The following is a 22,175-nucleotide window of genomic DNA, read 5'->3' on the forward strand; positions in this document are numbered from 1 at the left end:
TTACTTCTTGCCCGCGTCGCGGAGCGCCTTCATCAGCAACTCCGCCACGGACTGGACCACCGGATCGCGTAGCAGCGTGTAGTGGGTGCCCGGCAGGCGATGCGACTCCAGCCGGTCTCCCACGAGCGCCGCCCAGCCACCGTCTCCCGTGCCCGTGTCATCGACGAGCTCTTCCGCCTGGAAGCGCACCAACCGCTGATCCATGGCGGGCGGGTGGTAGCGCCGGGCTGCTTCGAGGTTCGCCTCGAAGACCTGGAAGAGGGCCGTGGCGTCCACTCCGGGTGGCAGCGCGCCGGACCGGGCCGCGGACTCCAGCACCTTCGCGAGCGCCGCCTCAGGCTCCAGCGTCGCCAGCTCCGCCGTGTCCACGTCCAGGTCCGCCAGCGACACGCCCATCAGGTCCTGCGCGAACATGCCCACCGCCAGCGTGCGGTCCAGGTCCGGCTCCGAGTCCGACACCGTCTCCGGTACGTACGAGTCGATCATCGCCAGCAGCTCCACCGCTTCACCTGCTTCGCGGAGCTGGTGCGCCATCTCGTAGGCGATGACGCCGCCCAGGGACCACCCACCCAGGTGATACGGACCGTGGGGCTGGACCCCACGCACCACCCGCACGTAGCTGGCGGCCAGGGCCTCCACGGTGTCCAGCGGCTGATCCGCGCCGTCGAGGCCTCGGGCCTGGATGCCGTAGAAGGGCTGATCCGGTCCCAGCCTCCGCGCGAGCTCCGCGTAGGCCAGCACGTTGCCTCCCACCGGGTGCACGAAGAAGAACGGCGGCGCGCTGCCCGTGCCTTCCTTCGTGAAGGGCACCAGTGGCGTGAAGGGCTTCGGCTCTGCCTCTGCCAGCAGGACCGCGAACCGCTCCACGCTGGGGGCCTGGAAGAGCGCCGACAGCGGGAGCTTCCGGCCCGTCTCCCGGTGCACCGCCGCCATCAGCCGCACCGCGAGCAGCGAGTGCCCGCCCAGTTCGAAGAAGCTGGTGCGCACGTCCACGGTGGACACGCCCAATGCCTCCGCCCAGAGCGCCGCGCCCCGCGCCTCGACTTCGTTCCTGGGGCCCACGTGGGTCTCGGGGCTCACGGGTCCGTCCACGGGGACGGGCAGCGCCTTGCGGTCCACCTTGCCGTTGGGCGTCAGCGGCAGGACGGGCAGGGCGACATAGGCCGCGGGCACCATGTACTCCGGCAACGAGCGCTGCAGGTGTCCCCGCAGCGTCGCGGTGTCCACCTCTGGCGTTACATACGCCACCAGGCGCGGGAGTCCGGGGACGTCCTCACGCAGCAACACCGTCGCGTCGCGGACGCCCGGAGACGCACGCAGCGCGGCCTCGATTTCGCCCAGCTCGATGCGGTAGCCGCGCAGCTTCACCTGGAAGTCGACCCGGCCCAGGTACTCCAGGGTGCCATCCTGCATCCACCGGACCCGGTCGCCCGTGCGGTACATCCGCGCCCCGGGCTCCGTGCTGAACGGATGGGGGATGAAGCGCTCCGCCGTGAGGTCCGGCCGGTGGCGGTAGCCGCGCGCCAGGCCCTCGCCCCCGATGTAGAGCTCGCCCGGGACACCCACGGACACGGGGTTCAGGTTCGCGTCCAGGACGTACGCGCTCAGGTTCAGCAGCGGGCGACCGATGACGGGCGTGGACATGGGGCTGCCCTGGATGGGGGCGATGGTCGCGTTCACGGTGACCTCGGTCGGGCCGTAGGCGTTGAAGGCCCAGGTCCGTTCCGTCGCCGTGAGCGTGCGCCACGTCACCTCGTCCATGGCTTCGCCGCCGATGGAGCAGAGGCTCGGCACATGCTCGCGCTCCAGCAGGCCCGCCTCCAGCAGCAGCTGGAACTGCGACGGCGTGGTGTCCAGCAGGTCGATGCGGTGCTGCTCCACCCACGTGAGCATCGCCTCCGGATCCCGCCGCACGGTCTCCGGGACGAGGAACAGGCAGTGTCCGTCCAGCATCAGCGACAGCTGCTGCACCGACGCGTCGAAGAAGTACGGCGCGTTGACGCTGACCCGCAGCGGCCGGGACGACGCCCGGTCGAAGCAGGTTTCATTCATCGCGCGCCGCAGGTGCGCCAGCGAGCGGTGCTGGATCATCACGCCCTTGGGCGCGCCCGTGGAGCCCGACGTGTAGATGACGTAGGCCAGATGCTCCGGCCGCACGCCCGACCGCGGGTTGCCCGGCGAGGACGACTCGATGCGCCGCGCGTCCGCGTCCAGCCGCACCACGTGCCGCGTCGGTGGCTGCCACGACTCCACCTGCGCCTGGGTAGTCACCAGCACGGCCGCGCCGCTGTTCTCCAGGATGAAGGCCTTGCGCGCTTCAGGTGCCGCCGGGTCGAGCGGCACGTATGCGCCGCCCGCCTTGAGGATGCCCAGGATGGTGACGATGGCCTCTGTCGAACGCTCCAGGCAGAACGCCACCGGCACGTCCGGGCCCACGCCCAGCGAGCGCAGGTAATGCGCCAGTTGGTTCGCGCGCACGTTGAGCTGGTGGAACGACACGGAGGTGTCGCCCATCACCACGGCGGGCGCCTTGGGCGTGCGCGTCACCTGCTGTTCGAAGCGCGCGTGGAAGGGCACGTCGACTTCGAAGGGAGCCGTCTCGCCGCTCCACTCCTCCAGCACCCACTGGCGCTCCTCCGCCGTCAGCAGGGGCAGGCTGTCCACCTTCGCGTCCGGCCGGGTGACGGCGGCTTCCAGCAGTTGGAGGAAGTGCTCCGAGAGCCGGCGGGCCGTGGCGGGTTCGAAGAGGTCCGTGGCGTAGGAGAGGGCGCCCTCGAAGCCCCGCTCCGTGCGGGCCATGCTCAGGTCCAGATCGAACTTCGTCGAGGACAGGTCCACCTCCACCGGACGCAGCGTCAGCTCCGGCAGGCGCACCTCCGCTTCCGGCAGGTTCTGGAGCGCGAAGAGGGCCTGGATGAGCGGCGTGCGCGACAGGTCGCGCGCGGGCTGCACGGCTTCCACCAGGCGCTCGAAGGGGATGTCCTGGTGCTCGTATGCGCCCAGCGTGGTGGCGCGCACTTGCGAGAGCAGCTGGCGGAACGACGGGCGGCCGTCGAACCGTGCGCGGAGCACCAGCGTGTTGACGAAGAAGCCGATGAGGCCCTCCGTCTCCGCGTGGCGCCGGCCCGCGATGGACGTGCCCACCAGCAGGTCCTCCTGACCGGAGTACCGGTGCAGCAGCGTCTGGAAGGCCGCGAGCAATAGCATGAAGGGCGTTGCCCCTTCGCGCTGGGCCAGGGCCTCCACCGCTTCGCTCAACGACTGCGACAGGCGCACCGGGAACGTCGCGCCCCTGGCGGAGCGCTGGGGCGGGCGCGGCTTGTCGGTGGGCAGGGCCAGGGCCTGCGGGGCTCCGGCCAACTGCTGCGTCCACCAGCCCAGCTGCGCGTCCAGCACTTCGCCCTGGAGCCAACCGCGCTGCCACACGGCGAAGTCCGGGTACTGCACCGGCAACGGAGCCAGCGGCGAGGGCTGGCCCTGCCGGAAGGCCTCGTAGAGCGCGGTGACTTCGCGCACCAGGATGCTCATGGACCAGCCGTCGCCGATGGCGTGGTGCATGCACAGGAGCAACACGTGCTCCTCTTCGCCCAGCTTCAGGAGCGTGAGGCGCGCCAGCGGGCCCACGGCGAGGTCGAAGGGCTTCATCGCGTCCTCGCTCGCGAGCCGCACGGCCTCCGTCTCTCTCTCGTCGTCGGGCAGGCCCGTCAGGTCCACCACCGACAGGACTCCGGTGGGGGCGGGGTGCACGTGCTGGCGGGGTTCGCCGTCGTGCGCTTCGAAGGTGGTGCGCAGCGCTTCGTGGCGTTCCACCAGCGCATCGAAGGACTGCTGGAGCGCGGGCACGTCCACCGCGCCGGAGAGGCGCAGCGCCGTGGGCATGTTGTAGAGCGCGCTACCCGGGTCGAGCTGATCGATGAACCACAGCCGCTGCTGCGCGAACGACAGCGGGTGCGGACCGGGCGTCGCGGCGGGACGCAGCGGTGGCAGGGCGTTGGCCTCCGGTGCATCCGGCAGCCGCTGGGCGAGCGCCGCCACGGTGGGGGACTCGAACAGCGCGCGGACGCCCACGTCCACGCCGAAGCGGGCGCGGATGCGGGAGACCAGCTGCGTGGCCAGGATGGAGTGGCCGCCCAGCTCGAAGAAGTGGTCGTTGCGGCCCACCACTGGCACGTTCAATAGCTCCTCCCACAGCGAGGCCAGGGCCACCTCCGCGGGCGTCGCCGGGGCCTCGTACGAGCGCGCGGCACGCAGCCGCGCCTCCGGTGAGGGCAGCGCCTTACGGTCCACCTTGCCGTTGGGCGTCAGCGGCAGGGCGGGCAGGGCGACGAAAGCCGACGGCACCATGTACTCCGGCAGGTGCCGGCGCAGGTGCTCGCGCAACCCTTCCGTGTCGCCTTCCGCCACCACGTAGGCCACGAGCCGCGCGTCGCCCGGCACGTCCTCGCGCACCAGGGCCACCGCGTCACGGACGCCCGAGTGGGTGCGCAGCGTGGCTTCGATTTCGCCCAGCTCGATGCGGTAGCCGCGCAGCTTCACCTGGAAGTCCAGGCGGCCCATGAACTCCAGCGTGCCGTCCGGCCTCCAGCGACCCTTGTCGCCCGTGCGGTAGATGCGGGCTCCGGGCTCCGCGCTGAAGGGGTCTGGCACGAATCGCTCGGCCGTCAGGTCCGGACGGCCCAGGTAGCCGCGGGTGACGCTTTCGCCGGAGAAGCACAACTCGCCCGGCGTGCCGAAGGGCACCAGGCGCTGCCTCGCGTCGAGCACGTACGCATTCAGGTTCGCCACGGGCCGGCCGATGAAGGGCTCCGTGCGGAGGCTCCCCTGGATGACGACGCCCGCCGTGCAGACCGTGCACTCCGTGGGGCCGTAGCCGTTGAAGACGCGCGTGCGGTCCGTCGCGGCCAGCTTGCGCCACGCCTCCGCGTCCAGTGCGTCGCCGCCCATCATCACGAGGGGTGGCACCCAGGCCCGCTCCAGCATCCCCGCCGCCAGGAGGGGCTTGAGCTGCGCGGGCGTGCAGTCGAACGAGTCGATGCGGTGCTGGTCCAGCCACGCAAGCATCGCCTCCGGGTCCACGCGCAGCGCGTCCGGGACGATGTGGAGGCAGTGGCCGTCGATGAGCTGCACCACGCGGTCCATCACCGCGTCGAAGTACAGCGGCGCGTTGACGGTGACGCGCTGGCCTTTGGGCTGGCCCGCGTAGAAGGCGCGGATGAAGGCCCGGTGCATGTTGAGGATGGTGCGGTGTTGCACCATCACGCCCTTGGGCGTGCCCGTGGATCCGGACGTGTACAGCACGTACGCCAGGTGCTCCGGGCCCGTCAGGGCGGGCGGGGGCTCATGCGAGAGGGCGCCCAGGCCGGTCTGCTCGACGTCCAGCCACACTTCGTGGACGCCGTCGGGGCTCCAGTCCCCGCAGGCGGCTTCGGTCGTGACGAGCACGGCCGCGCCGCTGTCCTTCAGCACGAAGTCCCTGCGCGCCGCCGGGGCGGAAGGATCCAACGGGACGAAGGCGCCACCGGCCTTGAGCACCGCGAGGAGCGCCACGATGGCCTCCACCGAACGCTCCAGGCACAGCGCCACCTTCACCTCTGGCCCCACACCCAGCGAACGCAGCCGCCACGCGAGCTGGTTCGCCCGCGTGTCGAGCTGCCGGTACGTCAGCGACGACGCCTCGAACACGACAGCGGGGGCATCCGGGGTGCGCGCCACCTGCCGCTCGATGAGGCCGTGCAACGTGGCGTCCCGTTCGAAGTCCACCAACTCGCCGCTGCCCACGCGCACCAGCCGCACCAGCTCCTCCGGCGAGACGAGCGACACGTCCGCCAGCGGCAGGTCCGGCGCGTCGCACACGGCTTCCAGCAACCGCCGCAGCTGGGCGAAGAGCCGCTCGATGGTGGCCGTGTCGAACAGCTCCGCCGCGTAGCCCAGGTGGCCCTCGTAGCCGTCCGCCGAGCGGCTCAGGTTCAGGGCCAGCTCGAACTGCGAGGGGGCATCGCCCTCCAGGTGGGCTGGCGCCACGATGAGGCCGGGCACCGCCAGCTCCGGCAAGGGGGCGTTCTGGAGCGCGAACATCGCCTGGAACAGCGGCGTGCGGCCCAGGTCACGCTCGGGCTGGAGCGCCTCCACCAGGTGCTCGAACGGGATGTCCTGATGCTCGTACGCGCCCAGCGTCGTGGCGCGCATCTGCGCGAGAAGCTCGCGGAACGTCGTCCGTGCGCTGAAGCGCCCGCGCAGCACCAGCATGTTCACGAAGAAGCCGATGAGGCCTTCCGTCTCCGCCTGCCGGCGGTTCGCGATGGGCGAGCCCACCAGCACGTCGTCCTGTCCGGACGTGCGCGACAGCACGGCCTGGAACGCAGCAAGCAGCGCCATGAAGGGCGTGGTGCCTTCCGCTTGCGCCAGCGCCTCCACGCGCTCGCTCAGGGCGCGCGGCAGCGACACCTGGATCCGCCCACCGCGCCGATCCGCACCGGCCGTCCGCGGCCGGTCCGTGGGCAGGTCCAGCACGAAGGGGGCCCCGGACAACTGCTGCTTCCACCACTCCACCTGTGCCTGGAGCACGCCGCCCTGGAGCCAGCCGCGCTGCCAGACGGCGTAGTCCGCGTACTGCACTGGCAGCGGGGACAGCGTCACGGGCTGGCCCGTTCGCAGCGCCGCGTAGAGGGCCGTGAGCTCCCGCACGAGGACGCCCAGCGACCAGCCGTCGGACACGATGTGGTGCAGGTGCAGCACCAGCACGTGCTCGCGCGCGTCCAGATTCATGAGCAGTGCACGGATCACCGGCCCGCGCGTCAGGTCGAACGGGCGGAGCGTCTCCGCGTGGCCCTGGCGCTGGGCTTCGGCCTGCTTCGCGGCGCGACTTCCCAGGCCCGTCAGGTCCACCAGCTCCAGGGGGACGTGGCCCTCCGGGTGGATGTCCTGTACCGGCTTGCCCGCCTCCATGCGGAAGGTGGTCCGCAGGGATTCATGCCGCGCCATCAGCGCGTCCAGGCTTCCGCGCAATGCTTCCACGTCGAGGTCGCCGGTGAGGCTCAGCGCCAGCGGCATGTTGTAGAGCGGGCTGCCCGGCTCCAACTGGTCCACGAACCACAGCCGCTGCTGCGCGAAGGACAGAGCGGGCGCCGACGTGCGCGACACGGGGACCAGCGGCGGCGCCTGGGTGCGGCGGGCATCCACCAGCCGCTCCGCCAGCGACGCCACCGTGGGCGCGCGGAACAGCTCGCCCAGTGGCAGCTCTAGACCCAGCGATGAACGGATGCGCGCCACCACCTGCGTGGCCAGCAGCGAGTGCCCACCCAGCTCGAAGAAGTCGCCGTGGATGTCCACGGTGTCCAGGTGCAGCACCTCCGCCCAGATGTCCGCGAGTGCCTTCTCCAGCGCGCTCCGGGGCGTGGCGGATGCGGGGTCCGCCACACGGGTCTTCGGCGCGGGCAGGGCCTTGCGGTCCACCTTGCCGTTGGGGCTCATCGGCAACTTCGGCAGCACCACGATGGCGGACGGCACCATGTAGTCCGGCAGCTGCTTCTGCACGGCTGCCCGCAGCACGCCCGTGTCCAGGCCTTCACCGCTCACCACGTAGGCCACGAGGCGCTTGTCGCCGGGCACGTCCTCGCGCACCACGGCCACCGACTCTTCGACCTCCGGCGACTGGCGCAGCACGGCTTCGATTTCGCCCAGCTCGATGCGGAAGCCGCGCAGCTTCACCTGGAAGTCGGCGCGGCCCAGGAACTCCAATGTCCCGTCACGCAGCCAGCGCACGCGGTCGCCCGTGTCGTAGAGGCGCGCTCCGGGTTCAGCGGCGAAGGGGTGGGGAATGAAGCGTTCGGCGGTGAGGTCCGGGCGCTGGAGGTAGCCCCAGGCCAGTCCGTCTCCGCCCACGTACAGCGTGCCCGGCACACCCGGCGGTACGGGCTGGAGCGTCGCGTCCAGCACCCACGCCGTGGAGTTCGACAGCGGCCGGCCAATGGGCACCGAGCGGCCCACGGTGTCACCCGCGCGCAGCGTGTGCGTGGCGGAGAATGTCGTGTTCTCCGTGGGGCCGTAGCCATTGACCAGCACGGCGCCTGGAGGCAGCCGCTTCAGGTGTTCGCGCACTCGCTCCACGGGCAGCACGTCGCCACCCGCCAGCACCTGCCTCACGCGGGCCAGCGCGTCGCCCTGGTGCAGCACCATCTGCTCGAAGAGGGCGGCGGTGAGCCACAGCGTGGTGATGCCCTCGCGCCGCAGCAGCGCGCCCGTGTCCCCGAGCGACAGCGCGCCCGCGGGGGCCACGACCAGCGTCGCCCCGTTCAGCAGCGCGCCCCAGACTTCCAGCGTGGACGCGTCGAACGCGATGGGTGCCAGGTGGAGGAAGACCTCCTCCGGACCGAAGTGGATGAAGTCCGCACCGCGCACCAGGCGCGTGATGCCCCGGTGCGGCACGCTCACGCCCTTGGGCCGGCCGGTGCTTCCCGACGTGAACATCACGTAGGCCAGCGCCTCCGAGGACACCGCCAGGTCCAGCGCCGCTTCGGACTGCCTCGCGATGACAGCGGCGTCCGCGTCCAACAGGACCTGGAGGTCCGTGACGGCCGGCAGCTCGTCCGCCACCGCATCCTCGGTCACGAGCAGGCTGACGCCCGCCTCGCGCAGCACCCACGCGATGCGCTCCGCGGGGGCCTGGGGGTCCACCGGCACGTAGGCCGCGCCGGCCTTCAGGATGCCGAGCAGCGCGGTGATGCTCTCGAATGAACGCTCCACGCACAGGCCCACCCGGTGGCCGGGCCGCACGCCCTGACGCCTCAGGTGATGCGCGAGCTGGTTCGAAGCCCGGTCCAACGCCGCGTAGGACATCCGCCGCTCACCGGCTTTGAGCGCCGTGGCGTCCGGCGTGCGCGCGGCCTGCTCGGTGAAGAGCGAGGCCACGGACGCGTCACGCGGGAAGTCGCGGGAGGTGCCGCTCCAGTCGGAGAGCAGCCGCTGACGCTCCGCCCTGGTGAGCCACGGCAGCTCCGGCAGCCGCGCGTCCGGCGAGCGGAGCGCCGACTCCAGGAGCACCCGCAGGTGCTCGACCATGCCGGCCACCGTGTCCGGATCGAACAGGTCCTGGTTGAAGCCCAGCACGCCTTCGAAGCCATCCGGCCCTCGAGCCAGCACGCATTGCAGATCGAAGTGGGTGGACTCCTTCAGATCCTCGCGGGCCTTGAGCGTCAGTCCTGGCAGCGCCAGCTCTGGCATGGGTGCGTTCTGGAGCGTGAACGTCACCTGGAAGAGCGGTGTGCGGCCCAGGTCGCGCTCCGGCTGGAGCACCTCCACCAGCTTTTCGAAGGGGAGGTCCTGGTGCTCGTAGGCGCCCAGCGTGGTGGCGCGCACCGCGTCCAGCAGCTCGCGGAAGCGCTGTGTCCCGCGCATCCGGGTGCGCAACACGACTGTGTTCGCGAAGTAGCCGATCAGCGACTCCGACTCGGCGTGGCGACGGCCCGCGATGGGCGACCCCACGAGCACGTCCTCCTGTCCGGAGTACCGGTGCAACAGCAACTGGAACGCCGTGAGCAGCACCATGAACGGCGTGGAGGACGCTTGCCGCGCGTACGCCTCCACCGCTTCACTCAGCTCCCGCGACAGGACGAGGGGCTGGGAGCCGGCGCGATAGGCCCCCTGAAGTGATGGACGCGGGTGGTCCGTGGGCAGCTCCAGGTAGGGGGCGGCGCCGTCCAGTTGGTCGCGCCAGTACGCGACCTGCGACTCCAGCACCTCGCCCTGGAACCAGGCGCGCTGCCAGAGGGCGTGGTCCGCGAACTGCACCGTCAGCTCTGGCAACGGCGACGGCTGCTCCGCCGCGAACGCCGCGTAGAGCGCGCCCATCTCCCGCACCAGCACACCGGTGGACCAGCCATCCGTGACGATGTGGTGCGTGTTGAGCAGCAGCACGTGCTTCGTGGCCCCGAGCTTCATCAGGAGCCCTCGGAACAGTGGGCCCTGCTCCAGGTCGAACGGGGTGGAGGACTCCTCCCGGGCCAGCCGCGATACCTCCGCTTCCCGCGCCTCATGTGTCGGGAGCGCGGACAGGTCCGCGTGCCGCAGGGACATGGGGAACGGCGGGTGGATGACCTGCGACGGCGTGCCTTCGCGCGACTGGAACGTGGTGCGCAGCGCTTCGTGGCGGCGCACCAGTTCGTCGAACGCGGCCAGCAGGACGATGACGTCCAGCGAGCCGTCCAGGTCCATCAGGTGCGAGATGCTGTAGGCGGTGCCCGCGGTGCCCAGCTGCTCGACGAACCACATGCGCTGCTGCGCGAACGACAGCGGCAGCACGTCCGGCCGTTCCGCGCGGACCAGCGAGGGCAGCGCGGAAGCGGACGCATCCTGCTGCTGGGGCTGTTGGAGCGCGTCGATCCGGCGCGCCAACTCCGCCACGGTGGGGCCCTCCAGCAGCGCCCGCAGGGGCAGCTCCATGCCGAAGCGCGCACGCACTCGCGACACCAGCTGCGTGGCCAGCAGCGAGTGGCCGCCCAGTTCGAAGAAGCCGTCATGGCGGCCCACCGCCGGGACGCGGAGCACCTCGCTCCACAGCGAGGCCAGCGTCACCTCCGTGGGCGTCGAGGGCGGTTCGATGACGCGCTCGGAGGCCGGGGCAGCCTCGGGCGAGGGCAGGGCGTCGCGGTCCACCTTGCCGTTGGGGGTCTGGGGCAGGGCGTCCAGCACAACGAACGCGGCGGGCACCATGTAATCCGGCAGGGTCCGCCGGAGGTGCTGACGCAGGGTCGCCGTGTCCACCTGGGGCGCGATCCAGGCGATGAGCCGGTCCTCGCGAACCAGCACCACCGCGTCCCGGATGTCCGGGTGCGAGCGCAGCGCGGCTTCAATCTCCCCCAGCTCGATGCGATAGCCGCGCAGCTTCACCTGGAAGTCCAACCGGCCCAGGTATTCCAGCGTGCCGTCCTCGCGCCAGCGGGCCTTGTCACCCGTGCGGTAGAGCCGCGCGCCGGGCTCCGTGCTGAACGGATCCGGCACGAAGCGTTCGGCCGTCAGGTCCGGTCGGCCCAGGTAGCCACGCGTGACGCCTTCGCCGCCGAGGCACAGCTCGCCCGGTGTTCCCAAAGGCACCAGTCGCTGGTGCCCGTCGAGCACGTACGCGTTGAGGTTGGCCAGCGGACGACCGATGACGGGCGTCTCCTGGGCCGCGTCCTGGATGCGCCAGTCCGCCGCGTCCACCGTGCATTCCGTGGGGCCGTACTCGTTGAACGCCCGCGTGCGGTTGGATGCACGCAGCTGGCGCCAGGAGCTTTCGTCCACCGCCTCGCCACCGACGGAGATGACTCCCGGCACGTGGGCGCGCTCCAGCAGGCCCGAGGCCAGCATGAGCCGCAGCTGCGACGGCGTGCAGTCCAGCACGTCGATGCGCTGGCCCTCCAGCCACGCAACCATCGCCTCCGCGTCCTGCCGCACGTCCTCCGGGACGATGTGCAGGCAGTGGCCGGCGAGCAGCTGGACCACCTGGGCGATGGATGCGTCGAAGTGCAGCGGCGCGTTGACGGTGACGCGCTGTCCCGGTGCCAACCCTGCGTGGAGGCTGCGGGTCAGAGCCTGATGCAAGTTGAGGACCGACCGGTGCTGCACCATCACGCCCTTGGGCGTGCCGGTGGAGCCCGACGTGTAGATGACGTAGGCCAGGTTCGCCGGGCCCGCCGCCGGCGGCAGGTTCTCAGCGAACCTGTCCGACTGTCCGACAGGTTCGCTGGCCTCGGCTCCCGACGCGGCCTTCCCAAACCTGTCCGACTGTCCGACAGGTTTTGCGTCCAGCCGCACCAGGTGGGGCACCTCTGGGTGCCACGCCTCTTGCAGAGCCCGCGTCGTCACCAGCACGCTCGCGCCACCATCCTTGAGGACGAACGACTTGCGCGCGGCTGGGGCCGACGGGTCCACCGGAACGAAGGCGCCTCCGGCCTTGAGCACCGCCAGCAGCGCCACGATGGCCTCCGCCGACCTCTCCAGGCACAGACCCACTGTCACCTCAGGGCACACTCCCAGCGACCGCAGGTGCCAGGCGAGCTGGTTCGCCTGCGCGTTGAGCTGGCGGAAGGTCAGCGTCGTCCCGCCGAACACCACGGCGTTGGCGTCCGGCGTCGCGGCGGCCTGGCGTTCGAAGCGCGCATGCAGGGTGGCGTCGCGCTCGAAGGCCATGGCGTCGCCGGTGCCGGTGCGCAGCAGCCACGCGCGGTCCTCCGCGGGCAGCAGTGACACGTCCTCGATCCGGGCGTCCGGCTGGAGCAATCCCTCCAGCGCTTGCCGCCACTGGCCCAACACCCTCTGCATGGCGCCCGCGTCGAAGTGGCCCGCGTCGTAGACCAGCTGCAACTGGAGTTCTTCGCGCGGTATCACGGTGGCCGACAGCGGGTAGTTCGTGCTGTCGCCGAACTCCAGGTCGCGCAGGTCCATCGCGGTGAAGCGGCGCAACACCGACTCGTCGAACGGGTAGTTCTCGAAGACGAACAGCGACTGGAAGAGCGGCTGTCCTCGGGGGATGTCGCTCCAGCCATGCGTCGAGACCAGCGGCGAGTACTGGTGCTGCTGGATGCCCAGCAGCTTCGCCTGGAGCGACTGGAGCCACGGCAGCACGGGTTCGCCATCACCGGGCAGCGTGATTCGTACCGGCTGCGTGGTGATGAGCAGGCCCAGCATGGCGTCCGCGCCCGGCAGTTCCGGCGGACGGCCCGCGAGCGTCGTTCCGAAGAGCACGTCTCGCGTGTCCGCGTGGCGCGCCAGGACCAGCGCCCAGGCCGCCTGCGTCAGCGTGTTGAGCGTGAGCTGATGCCGCCGCGCGAAGGACTCCAGCGCGGTGGTCACTGGCGCCGGCAGCGTCACCCTCACGTCGGGCCGCTTCTCGGACGTGCTGGGCCGCACCAGGGACGCAGGCCGCACCGAGGGCAGGGGCGTGGGCGCCGACAGGCCCGTGAGCTGGTCTCGCCAGAAGCGCTCGTCTTCCACCAGATCCCGGCGGTCCAACCACGCGATGTAGTCGCGGAACGGAGGCCGGCCCATGGGCGGCGGCGGAGTCCCGGCGTGCACGGCGTCGTAGAGGGCGAAGACCTCCTGGAAGAACAGGCCCATGCTCCAGCCGTCCATCAGCAGGTGGTGGTGGCTCCAGAGGAAGCGCCAGCGCGACTCGCCCAGGCGCACCACCGTCATCCGCGACAGCGGCGCCCGAGACACGTCGAAGCCGCGCGCACGGTCCTCCGCCGTGAGCTTCGCCAACGCGGCCGGCTGCTCCGCCTCTGGCAGGTGGCGCCAGTCGTGGATGATGAACGGCAGCGTGGCGTGCGAGTGCACCACCTGGAGCGGCGACTCCAGGCCCTCCCACACGAACGCGGTGCGCAGGATGGGGTTGCGGTCCACCGCCGTCTGCCACGTCCGCTGGAGCAGCGCGATGTCCACGTCCGAGTGGCTCGACCACCCGGCCTGCTCGAAGTAGTAGGCCGCCTCCGGATCATTCAGGGCGTGGAAGAGCATGCCCTCCTGGAGCGGGGACAGCGGGAACACGTCCTCCACCGTGGAGCCCTGCGCCGCCAACACCGCGTCCAGCGCGGCCTGGGACAGGCGGGCCAGCGGGAAGTCGCCGGGAGTGCGCCGCCGCGCATCCTCGGAATGGCGCTGGGCGATGAGCTCGCGCAGCACTCCGAGGAAGCGCTCCGCCAGCGTGCGCACCGTCGCCTCGTGGTGCTGCTGGTGGCTGTAGCCGAACGTCATCCGCAGCCGACCCTGGAGCACCGAACCGTCCACGGCCAGCGCGTGCGGCTGCAAGGCCCGGGGCTCCACGATGGGACCCACCGGCTCGTCGCTCAGGGTGAAGAGCGTGCTGGCGGCGGCCGTGCCGTCCAGCTGGCCCAGGTAGTTGAACGACACCTGCGCCTTGGGCAGCGCGGCCAACCGGGCCCGCGTCTCCGGAGGCCCCAGGTGGCGCAGCAGGTTGAAGCCGATGCCCCGGCCGGGCCACGCCTTCAGCGAGTCCCTCACTGCGCGCAGCCCTTCACCCAGCGAGCCACTCGACGGCAGCCGCAGCAGGGCCGGCGCCACGGACGTGAACCAGCCCACGGTGCGCGACACGTCCACGTCCGCGAACAGTTCTTCGCGGCCGTGACCCTCCAACTCGATGAGGACGTCCGGCTTCCCCGTCCATTCGCCCAACGTCCGCCCGAGCGCGGTCAGCAGCACGTCGTCGATGCGCGCACGCCAGCCGGTGGGCGTCTCCTGGAGCAGCTGTCGCGTCTCTTCCGCATCCAGCTCCACCGCGACGCTGCTCCGTGACGCGTACGTGTACGGACCCGGGCCATCCACGGGCAGCGGGGCCACGTCGCCGCGCATCGCCTCCCGCCAGAAGGATTCCTGCTCGCCCAGCACTTCCGACAGGGCGTGCTTCTCCAGCCGCTGCGCCCAGGACAGGAACGACGTCGTCTTCGCGGGCAGCGCCGGGGCGCGGGCAGACTGGAGCTGGAGGTACGCCGTCTCCAGGTCCTCCACCAGGATGCGCCACGACACCGCGTCCACCACCAGGTGGTGGATGATCAGCAACAGGCGCTGCGGCTCTCCGGCGCCGAAGTGGAACAGCGCCACGCGCACCAGCGGCGGTGTCGCCAGAGCGAAGTCCGCCTGGAGGCGCGCTGCCTCCCGCTCCATCCCGGCGCCCCGGGCCTCTGGAGGCAGCATCGACAGGTCCACCTGGAGGAGCACGGGCGGAGCGGACTCAGGGGCCACGCTCTCCTGGCGCCACGTGCCGTCTTCGGCGTGGACGTAGCGCAGGCGCAGAGCGTCGTGGTGGGCGACGAGCGCCTGGACCGCCCGCTGCAACAGGTCGTGCTTCAGCGGCTGACGGGTCTTGAGCAGCAGGGCGTGGTTGAAGTGGTGCGGGTACGTCGGCTCACGCTCGAACAGGTCCACCTGGATGGGCGTGAGGGGCACGTCGCCCACCACCGGGCCCTGCTCCGCGAGGGTGGCGTCTCCGTCGCGGGCCACGGCCGCCAGCGCGCCCAGGGTGGGGTGCTGGAACAGGTCCTTCACCTGCAACCGCACGCCGGCCTGCCGCGCCTTCGCCACCACCTGCAGGCTGATGATGGAGTCGCCGCCCAGCTCGAAGAAGTTGTCGTCCAGGCCCACGCGCTCCACGCGCAGGACCTGCGCCATCACCTGGGCCAGCGCCTGCTCCCTCGGGGTGCGCGGCGCCACGTATTCGCGGCGCGAGGCGCGCTGTCCCTCCGGCGCGGGCAGGGCCTTGCGGTCCACCTTGCCCTGGGCCGTCAGCGGGAGCGACTCCAGCAGGACGAACGCCGACGGCAGCATGTAGTCCGGTACCCGCTGGCGCATGAAGTCGCGCAGCGCCTCCGGCTCGGGGGCGGACGGGGCGACGACATACGCCACCAGGCGCTTGTCGCCGGGCACGTCCTCGCGCACCACGGACACGGTCTCGCGCACGTTCGGGTGAGCGCCCAGCGCGGACTCGACCTCCGACAGTTCGATGCGGAAGCCGCGCACCTTCACCTGGTTGTCCGTGCGGCCCAGGAAGTCCAGCGTCCCATCCGCGCGCCACCGGGTCAGGTCGCCCGTGCGGTAGAGGCGCTCACCGGGCCGCGAGGAGAAGGGATGCGGAATGAAGCGCTCCGCGGTGAGGTCCGGCCGGGAGATGTAGCCGCGCGCCAGGCCCTCGCCGCCGATGTGCAGTTCGCCGGGGATGCCCGGGGGCACCGGCTGTCCGCGCGCGTCCAGCACGTACAGGTCCGTCCTCGCGATGGGCCGGCCCAGCGGCACGGGGGCATCCACGCGCGCCGCTTCCGTCATCACGTGCGTGGCGGCGATGAGCGTCGCCTCCGTCGGGCCGTAACCCGCGGTCACGACGAGGCCCGGATGCGCCTCCAGCACCTTGCGCACGTGCGGCGGGGAGACGACGTCGCCGCCCACCAGCAGCTGGCGCACGCCCGTCAGGGCCTCCGGCTTCAGGTCCGCGACCTGCGTGAAGAGGCCCGCGGTGAGCATCATCGAGGTGACGCCATGGCGCTGGATGACCTGGGCCAGCACGTCCAGGTCCGACGGCGACGTGGGCGGGAACATCACCAGCCGTCCGCCGTGCAGCAGCGGTCCCCAGATCTCCAGCGTCACCGGGTCGAAGGAGATGGGCGCCAGCTGGAGGAACGTCTCGTTCGCGCTCATGCGCGCGAACGCCGGGTGGTGCAGCAGGCGCATCACCGCGCGGTGATCCACCGCGACGCCCTTGGGGCGCCCGGTGCTGCCGGAGGTGAAGTCCACGTAGGCCAGATGGCGCGAGTCCGCTCCCGCCACCACCGGCGCCGTGGGCAGATCCCGGGCGGCGAGCTCCTCCACGAAGACGGACGGCAGCTCCGGCGGCAGGGGCACCGCCGCGCGCAGGGCTCGCGTGGTGAGCAGCACCTTCGCGGGCGCGTCCTCCAACATCGCGGCCAGCCGAGGCGCCGGGTAGCTGGGATCCAACGGCAGGTACGCGCCCCCCGCCTTCACGGCGGCGAGCAGCGCGACGACGAGCTCCAGCGAGCGCTCCAGGCACACCGCCACCAGCACGTCCGGGCCCACGCCGTGCTCACGCAACACGTGCGCCCACTGGTTCGCCCGCGCATCGAGCTGCGCGTACGTCAGGCGCTCGCCGCCGGACTCCACCGCGACCGCGTCCGGCCTCGCCGCGGCCTGCCGGGCGAAGAGGTCCGGGATGCGCGCGTCCTGGGGGAAGTCCTGGAAGGTGTCGTTCCACTCCACCAGCACCCGCTGGCGCTCCGCCGCGTCCATGAGCGGCAGCAGGGCAACGGGCGTCTGGGGATGGGCCACCACCTCGCGCGCCAGACCCACCATGTGCCGGGCCAGGCGCTCCATGGTGGCCGCGTCGAAGAGGGCGGTGGCGTACTCCATGCCGCAGTTGAAGCCGTCCTTGACCTCCACGACCTCCATGCCCAGGTCGAACTTCGCCGTGCCGGTCGGCACTTCCACCGGGGTCAGCTCCAGCGACGACAGCCGGCCCTGGACCTCCGGCATGTTCACCACGTTGATGCTCACCTGGAACAGCGGCGTGCGGCTCAGGTCGCGCGGCAGATCCAGCGAATCCAGCACGCGCTCGAAGGGAGCGTCCTGGTGAGCGTAGGCCTCCAGGGCCTGGGTGCGCACGCGCCCCAACAGCTCCACGAAGGACGGCTGGCCAGACAGCCTCGAGCGGAAGGGCAGGGTGTTGATGAAGCACCCCATCAGCCATTCGAGCTCCGGGCGCGTGCGGCCCGCGATGGGCGTGCCCACCACGAAGTCGTCCTGTCCCGAGTAGCGCGACAGCGCCGTCTGGAAGAGGGCCATCAGCACCATGAACGACGTAGCGCCGTGCTTGCGGCCCAGCGCCAGCAGCGGCGCGGACACCGCCGTCGGCAGGAGGAAGGTGTGCCGCGCGCCCGCGGAGGACATGACCGCCGGGCGAGGCCGGTCCGTGGGCAGGTCCAGCGGAGGCGCGCCGGTCAGGTGGTCCTTCCACCAGGCCACCTGCTTCTCCATCACACCGCCTTCCAGCCACGCGCGCTGCCACACGGCGTAGTCCGCGTACTGCACCGGCAGCTCCGGGAGCGGAGAGGGCTGGCCCGCGCGGAAGGCCGTGTAGTTCGCCGTCAACTCCTGCGCGATGACCAGGGTGCACCACGCGTCGGACACCGCATGGTGGAAGGTGACGAGCAGCACGTGCTCCTGGGCCCCCAGGCGGATCAGCGCCGCGCGCAAGACCTCCTGCTCCAGGTCGAACGGCTGGCGCACGGCGTCCTGGCAGAACGCGCGCATCGCCGCCTCGCGCGCCTCCGGCGTGTCGCCGGGCACGTCCCAGTGCTGGAGCGGCAGGCCCCGGGGCGGGTGGATGACCTGCACCGCGTGGTCCCCCTCCAGGGCGTAGGTGGTGCGCAGCACCTCGTGGCGGACCACCATCGCGTCCAGCGCGGCCTGGAGCGCGGCCCTGTCCAGGTCGCCCTTGAGCCGGAAGATGGCCGGGTTGTTGTACGCGCTGCTCGTGGGCTCCATCTGCTGGAGGTACCAGAGGCGCTGCTGAGCGAAGGACAGGGGCAGCGGCTGCTCCCGGCTCACGCGCGGAATGGGCGGTGGGCTCATGTTCACCACCGCCGGTGCGGCGGGCGCCACGGGACGCGGCGCTTCCACGACGGCGGGACGCGCCACGGGCGGAGGCGGGAGCCGCGACGGCGAGGCCACCGGCTCCAACCGGCCATCCCCGCGCAGGCGGGCATGACGGCCGGTGCGGAACAGCTTCGCGGAAGCCTCGCGAGGGTGCGGCACCAGGCGGCGGTGCTCCTCATCACCCGCGCGCCACAGTGCGGACGGGAGCCCCGCGCCCGCGAGGGCCAGCTCACCCACCACGCCCACGGGCACGGGCTGACCGGCCGCGTCCAGCACCCAGGCCTGGAGGTTCGCGGGGATGCGCTCCGCCAACGTGCGCGGCAGCAGCGCGCCTTCCTGGGCGTCACCGGACAGCCACACCTCCACGCCCGCGGCCCGGTGCAGCGCCGAGCCCAGCTCCACCGACGCGCCCTCCAACACCAGCGCACCCACGCGCGACAGCGACTCACGCGCCCCCGGCAGCTCGCTGAGTGAACGCGCCAGGCGGGCCGACGTGTGCAGCAGCACCGCGCCGGACTGGCGCGCCAGCTCCAGCAGGCCCTCCACGCCCGCCTCGGCCTCCACCAGCACCTGCTCCTGGTGGGCGGCGGCCTCCGCGTCCATGCGCTCACGCACGGTCGCGAGCCGGCGCAGGCCCTCCAGCACCACCGGGGTGTCGAGGCCGAAGTCGATGAGCGCCGCCACCTCGTCCACGTCCGCCGCGCGCACGTCGCGCAGCCGTCGCAGCGCGCTGTCCACCGTGCCCAGCAGGCCGGTGTTCTTCGCGTGGTTCTCGAAGGTGCGCTCCAGGACCGCGTTGATGTCGTCCGGCGACAGCTTCTGGACGTCGGTGATGCCCTGCGCCTGGAGCAGCGACGTGCTGATGTCCACGGAGCTTCGGAAGTACGACAGCAGGGGCTGGCGCACCGTGCGCAGCACCTCCTGTTCCTCGTCGCCCAGGTACGTGTGGAGCATGCAGGTGATGTGGCCTCGGCCCGGGTGCCCGTTGCGGCGCCACGCGTCGCGGTACAGCGCCACCTTCTGCTTCAGCTCCTCCAGCGTGTGCGACATCAGGCCCGTGAGCACGCCCGCGCCCAGCTCGCCCGCCATCCGGAACGTCTCCGGGTTGCCCGTGGCGGTGAGCCACACCGGCAGCTCCTTCTGCACCGGCTTCGGGCGCAGACCGACCTCCGCCGTGCTGCCAGCGCCCGCGGGGCGCTTGAAGCGCTCGCCTCTCCATAGGGCACGCAGCGTGGACAGCTTCTCCAGCAGGATGTCGCGCCGCTTCTCGTAGTTGGCCGGAGCGAAGGTGAAGTCCTGCGTGTGCCAGCCCGTGGCCACGGACAGGCCCACGCGGCCCTGGGACAGGTTGTCCACCACGGACCACTGCTCCGCGATGAGCAGCGGATCATGCAGCGGCAACACCACGCTGCCGGAGCGCAGGCGCAGGTTCTTCGTGACGGTGGCCAGGCCCGCCGCCACCACGGCCGGCTGTGGATACAGACCGCCGAACGAGTGGAAGTGCCGCTCCGGTGTCCACACCGCGGAGAAGCCATTCGCGTCCGCGAACTTCGCGCCCTCCAGCAGCAGCTCGTACTTGGGGCCCTGGAGCGTGTCCTCGTCGTTGGCGAAGTAGATGAGGCTCAGGTCCATCGCCTTCGCGCGAGGCCCCCCATCGCCCAGGCCCACCAGCCGAGCGGTGAGCCGCTCCGGCGGGAACACCACCCGCAGGCCACGCGTGAGCGCCCACAGGGCCTCCAGCTCCGGACGGTCGGAGGACGGCTCGCTCGCTGCCAGCCACGCGCCGCCGTCCGGGGGCGACAGGCGCGTGTCCAGGCCGGTGAAGAACTCCGCAAGCTCCCGGTGTCCCAGGGCCCACGCGGGCTGGCCTCGGCCCGTGGGCAGCAGCCACGCCAGGGCGTGCGGCTCCGCGTGCGCGACGGTGGCGGACGCTTCGCTCGCGGCTGGCACATCCTCCACGTAGACGACGCGCGCCGCGTCCACGCGCACGGAGGCCACCAGCGCGCGCGTGGTGACGAGCACCGGCACCGGGGCGCCTTCGAGCGCGTACACGGGCAGGTGGCTCAGGTCGGACGGGCCCAGGGCGACGCATGCTCCGCCCGCGGCCAGCACAGCCCACAGCGCGGCCAGCTTCTCCGGCGACGTGCGCAGGCACACGGCCACCGGTGTTCCAGCCTTCACGCCCAGCGCCTTCAACCTCGCGGCCAGGGCATCCGCGCGAGCGCCCAGCTCCGCCCAGGTCCAGTGCGTCTCCCCCTGCGACAGGGCGGTGGCGCCAGCGTGGCGCGCGCGCCGCTCCGCGAGTGCGGTGGGGACAGGGACCAGCCCCGGTGTGGCGCGAGGCGTGGGCCAGGCGCGGCGCTCGTCATCGGTGGCGAGCGGCAGGTGCGCCACCTGCGTGTCGGGGTTCGCGAGCGCGGCGCCGAGCAGCACCTGGAAGTGCTCCATCAGCCGCGCTGTCGTGGCCGCGTCGAACAGGTCCGACGCGTACTCCAGCGCGCCATGGACGCGGGTGGGGGACTCGAAGAGGACCAGGGTGAGCGCGCTCAGGGTGGAGCCCCACTGCACGGGCGTGCCCGGCACCTCCACCAACGTGGCGCGCAGGCCGATGAGCTGCAGCGTCTCCGACGAGCTCGCGCCCGTGTGGTAGACGAACACGGAGTCCGTCATGCGCCCCCGGCCGATGTCATGGCCCGGGATGAGCGCCTCCACCAGGTACTCGAAGGGCACGTCCGGGCGCGTCTGCGCGTCCGCGACCTCGCCTCGCACCTGGGCCAGCAGCTTGCGGAACGTGAGACCTTCGGTGAAGCGCGTCCGGAACGCCTCGGAGTGCGCCACGTAGCCGATGAGCGGCATCAGCTCCGGACGCGTGCGGTTGGCGATAGGCGTGCCGACGACGACGTCCGTCTGGCCGGAGTAGCGGTGCAGCAGCGTCTGCCACGCGGCGAGCACCGTCATGTAGCCGGTGAAGCCCTCGCGACGCGTGAAGGCCACCAGCTCGTGGGCGAGCGCGGGCGGGAAATCCAACGTCATGCGCTGGGAGGAGATGATCGGCTCGTTGGAGCGGGGACGGTCCGTGGGCAGATCCAACCGGCGCGGCATGCCGGACAACCGCTGCCGCCAGCCCTGGTCCTGTTCGGCCAGACGGCCGCTCGTGATGCCACGGCGCTGCCATGCACCGAAGTCCGCGTACTGGAGGGGCAGTGGCTTGAGTGGAGACGGCTTGCCCTGGACGAAGGCGTCGTAGAGCTGGCCCAGCTCCTGGACGAGCAGGGCGATGGACATCGTGTCGCTGACGATGTGGTGGATGCTGGAGATCAGCAGGTGCCGCTTCGCGTCCAGTCGAACCAAGGTGGTGCGCAGCACGGGGCCGTGGACCAGGTCGAACGGCTTCGCGGCGTCCTCACGGGCGAGCCGCAGCGCCTCCGGTTCCCGCGTCTCCAGCGGGCCGCGCAGCTCCACGCGGGTGAGGGGCACGCGCATGTGCGGGTGGAAGCGCTGCACGGGGCGGCCGTCCACGGTGTCGTAGGTCGTGCGCAGCGCTTCGTGGCGCTGGACGATCTCCTGGATGCCTCGCTCCATCACGTCCGCGTCCAGGTCGCCTTCGAGCCGGAGGACGAACGGGAGGTTGTACGCGGACAGGCCGGGCAGGTGCTGCTCCAGGCGCCAGACGCGCTCCTGCACGAAGGACAGCTGCAGCTCGCTACCGTCGCGAGGCAGGGGCACCAGCGGAAGCTCCGTGGAGACGGGGGCCTGCGGCGCCTGGAGCAGCAGGGGCTCCAGGCGTCCCGCGATGCCAGCGACGGTGGGCGCTTCGAAGAGGGCGGCCAGCGGCAGGTTCACGCCGAAGGCATCACGGAGCTGATTGAGCAGCTGCGCGGCCGTCAGCGAGTTGCCGCCGAGCTCCAGGAAGTCGTCATGGCGGCCCACGAACTCCAGGCCCAGACGGTCGCGCCACAGCGCGGCCACGCGCTCCTCGATGTCTCCACGAGGCGCGTCCTCACGGCCGGGAGGGGGAGGGGCGG

General features: G+C 71.6%; 1 protein-coding gene. It reads right to left on the reverse strand.

What is annotated here, in order from left to right:
- The coding region (locus D7Y15_RS29660) for a non-ribosomal peptide synthase/polyketide synthase (protein WP_121754663.1) at positions 1 to 22,175 on the reverse strand (22,175 nt) is incomplete at its 5' end.

It is taken from the genome of Corallococcus sp. AB030 (assembly GCF_003668965.1).
Taxonomy (GTDB): Bacteria; Myxococcota; Myxococcia; order Myxococcales; family Myxococcaceae; genus Corallococcus; species Corallococcus exiguus.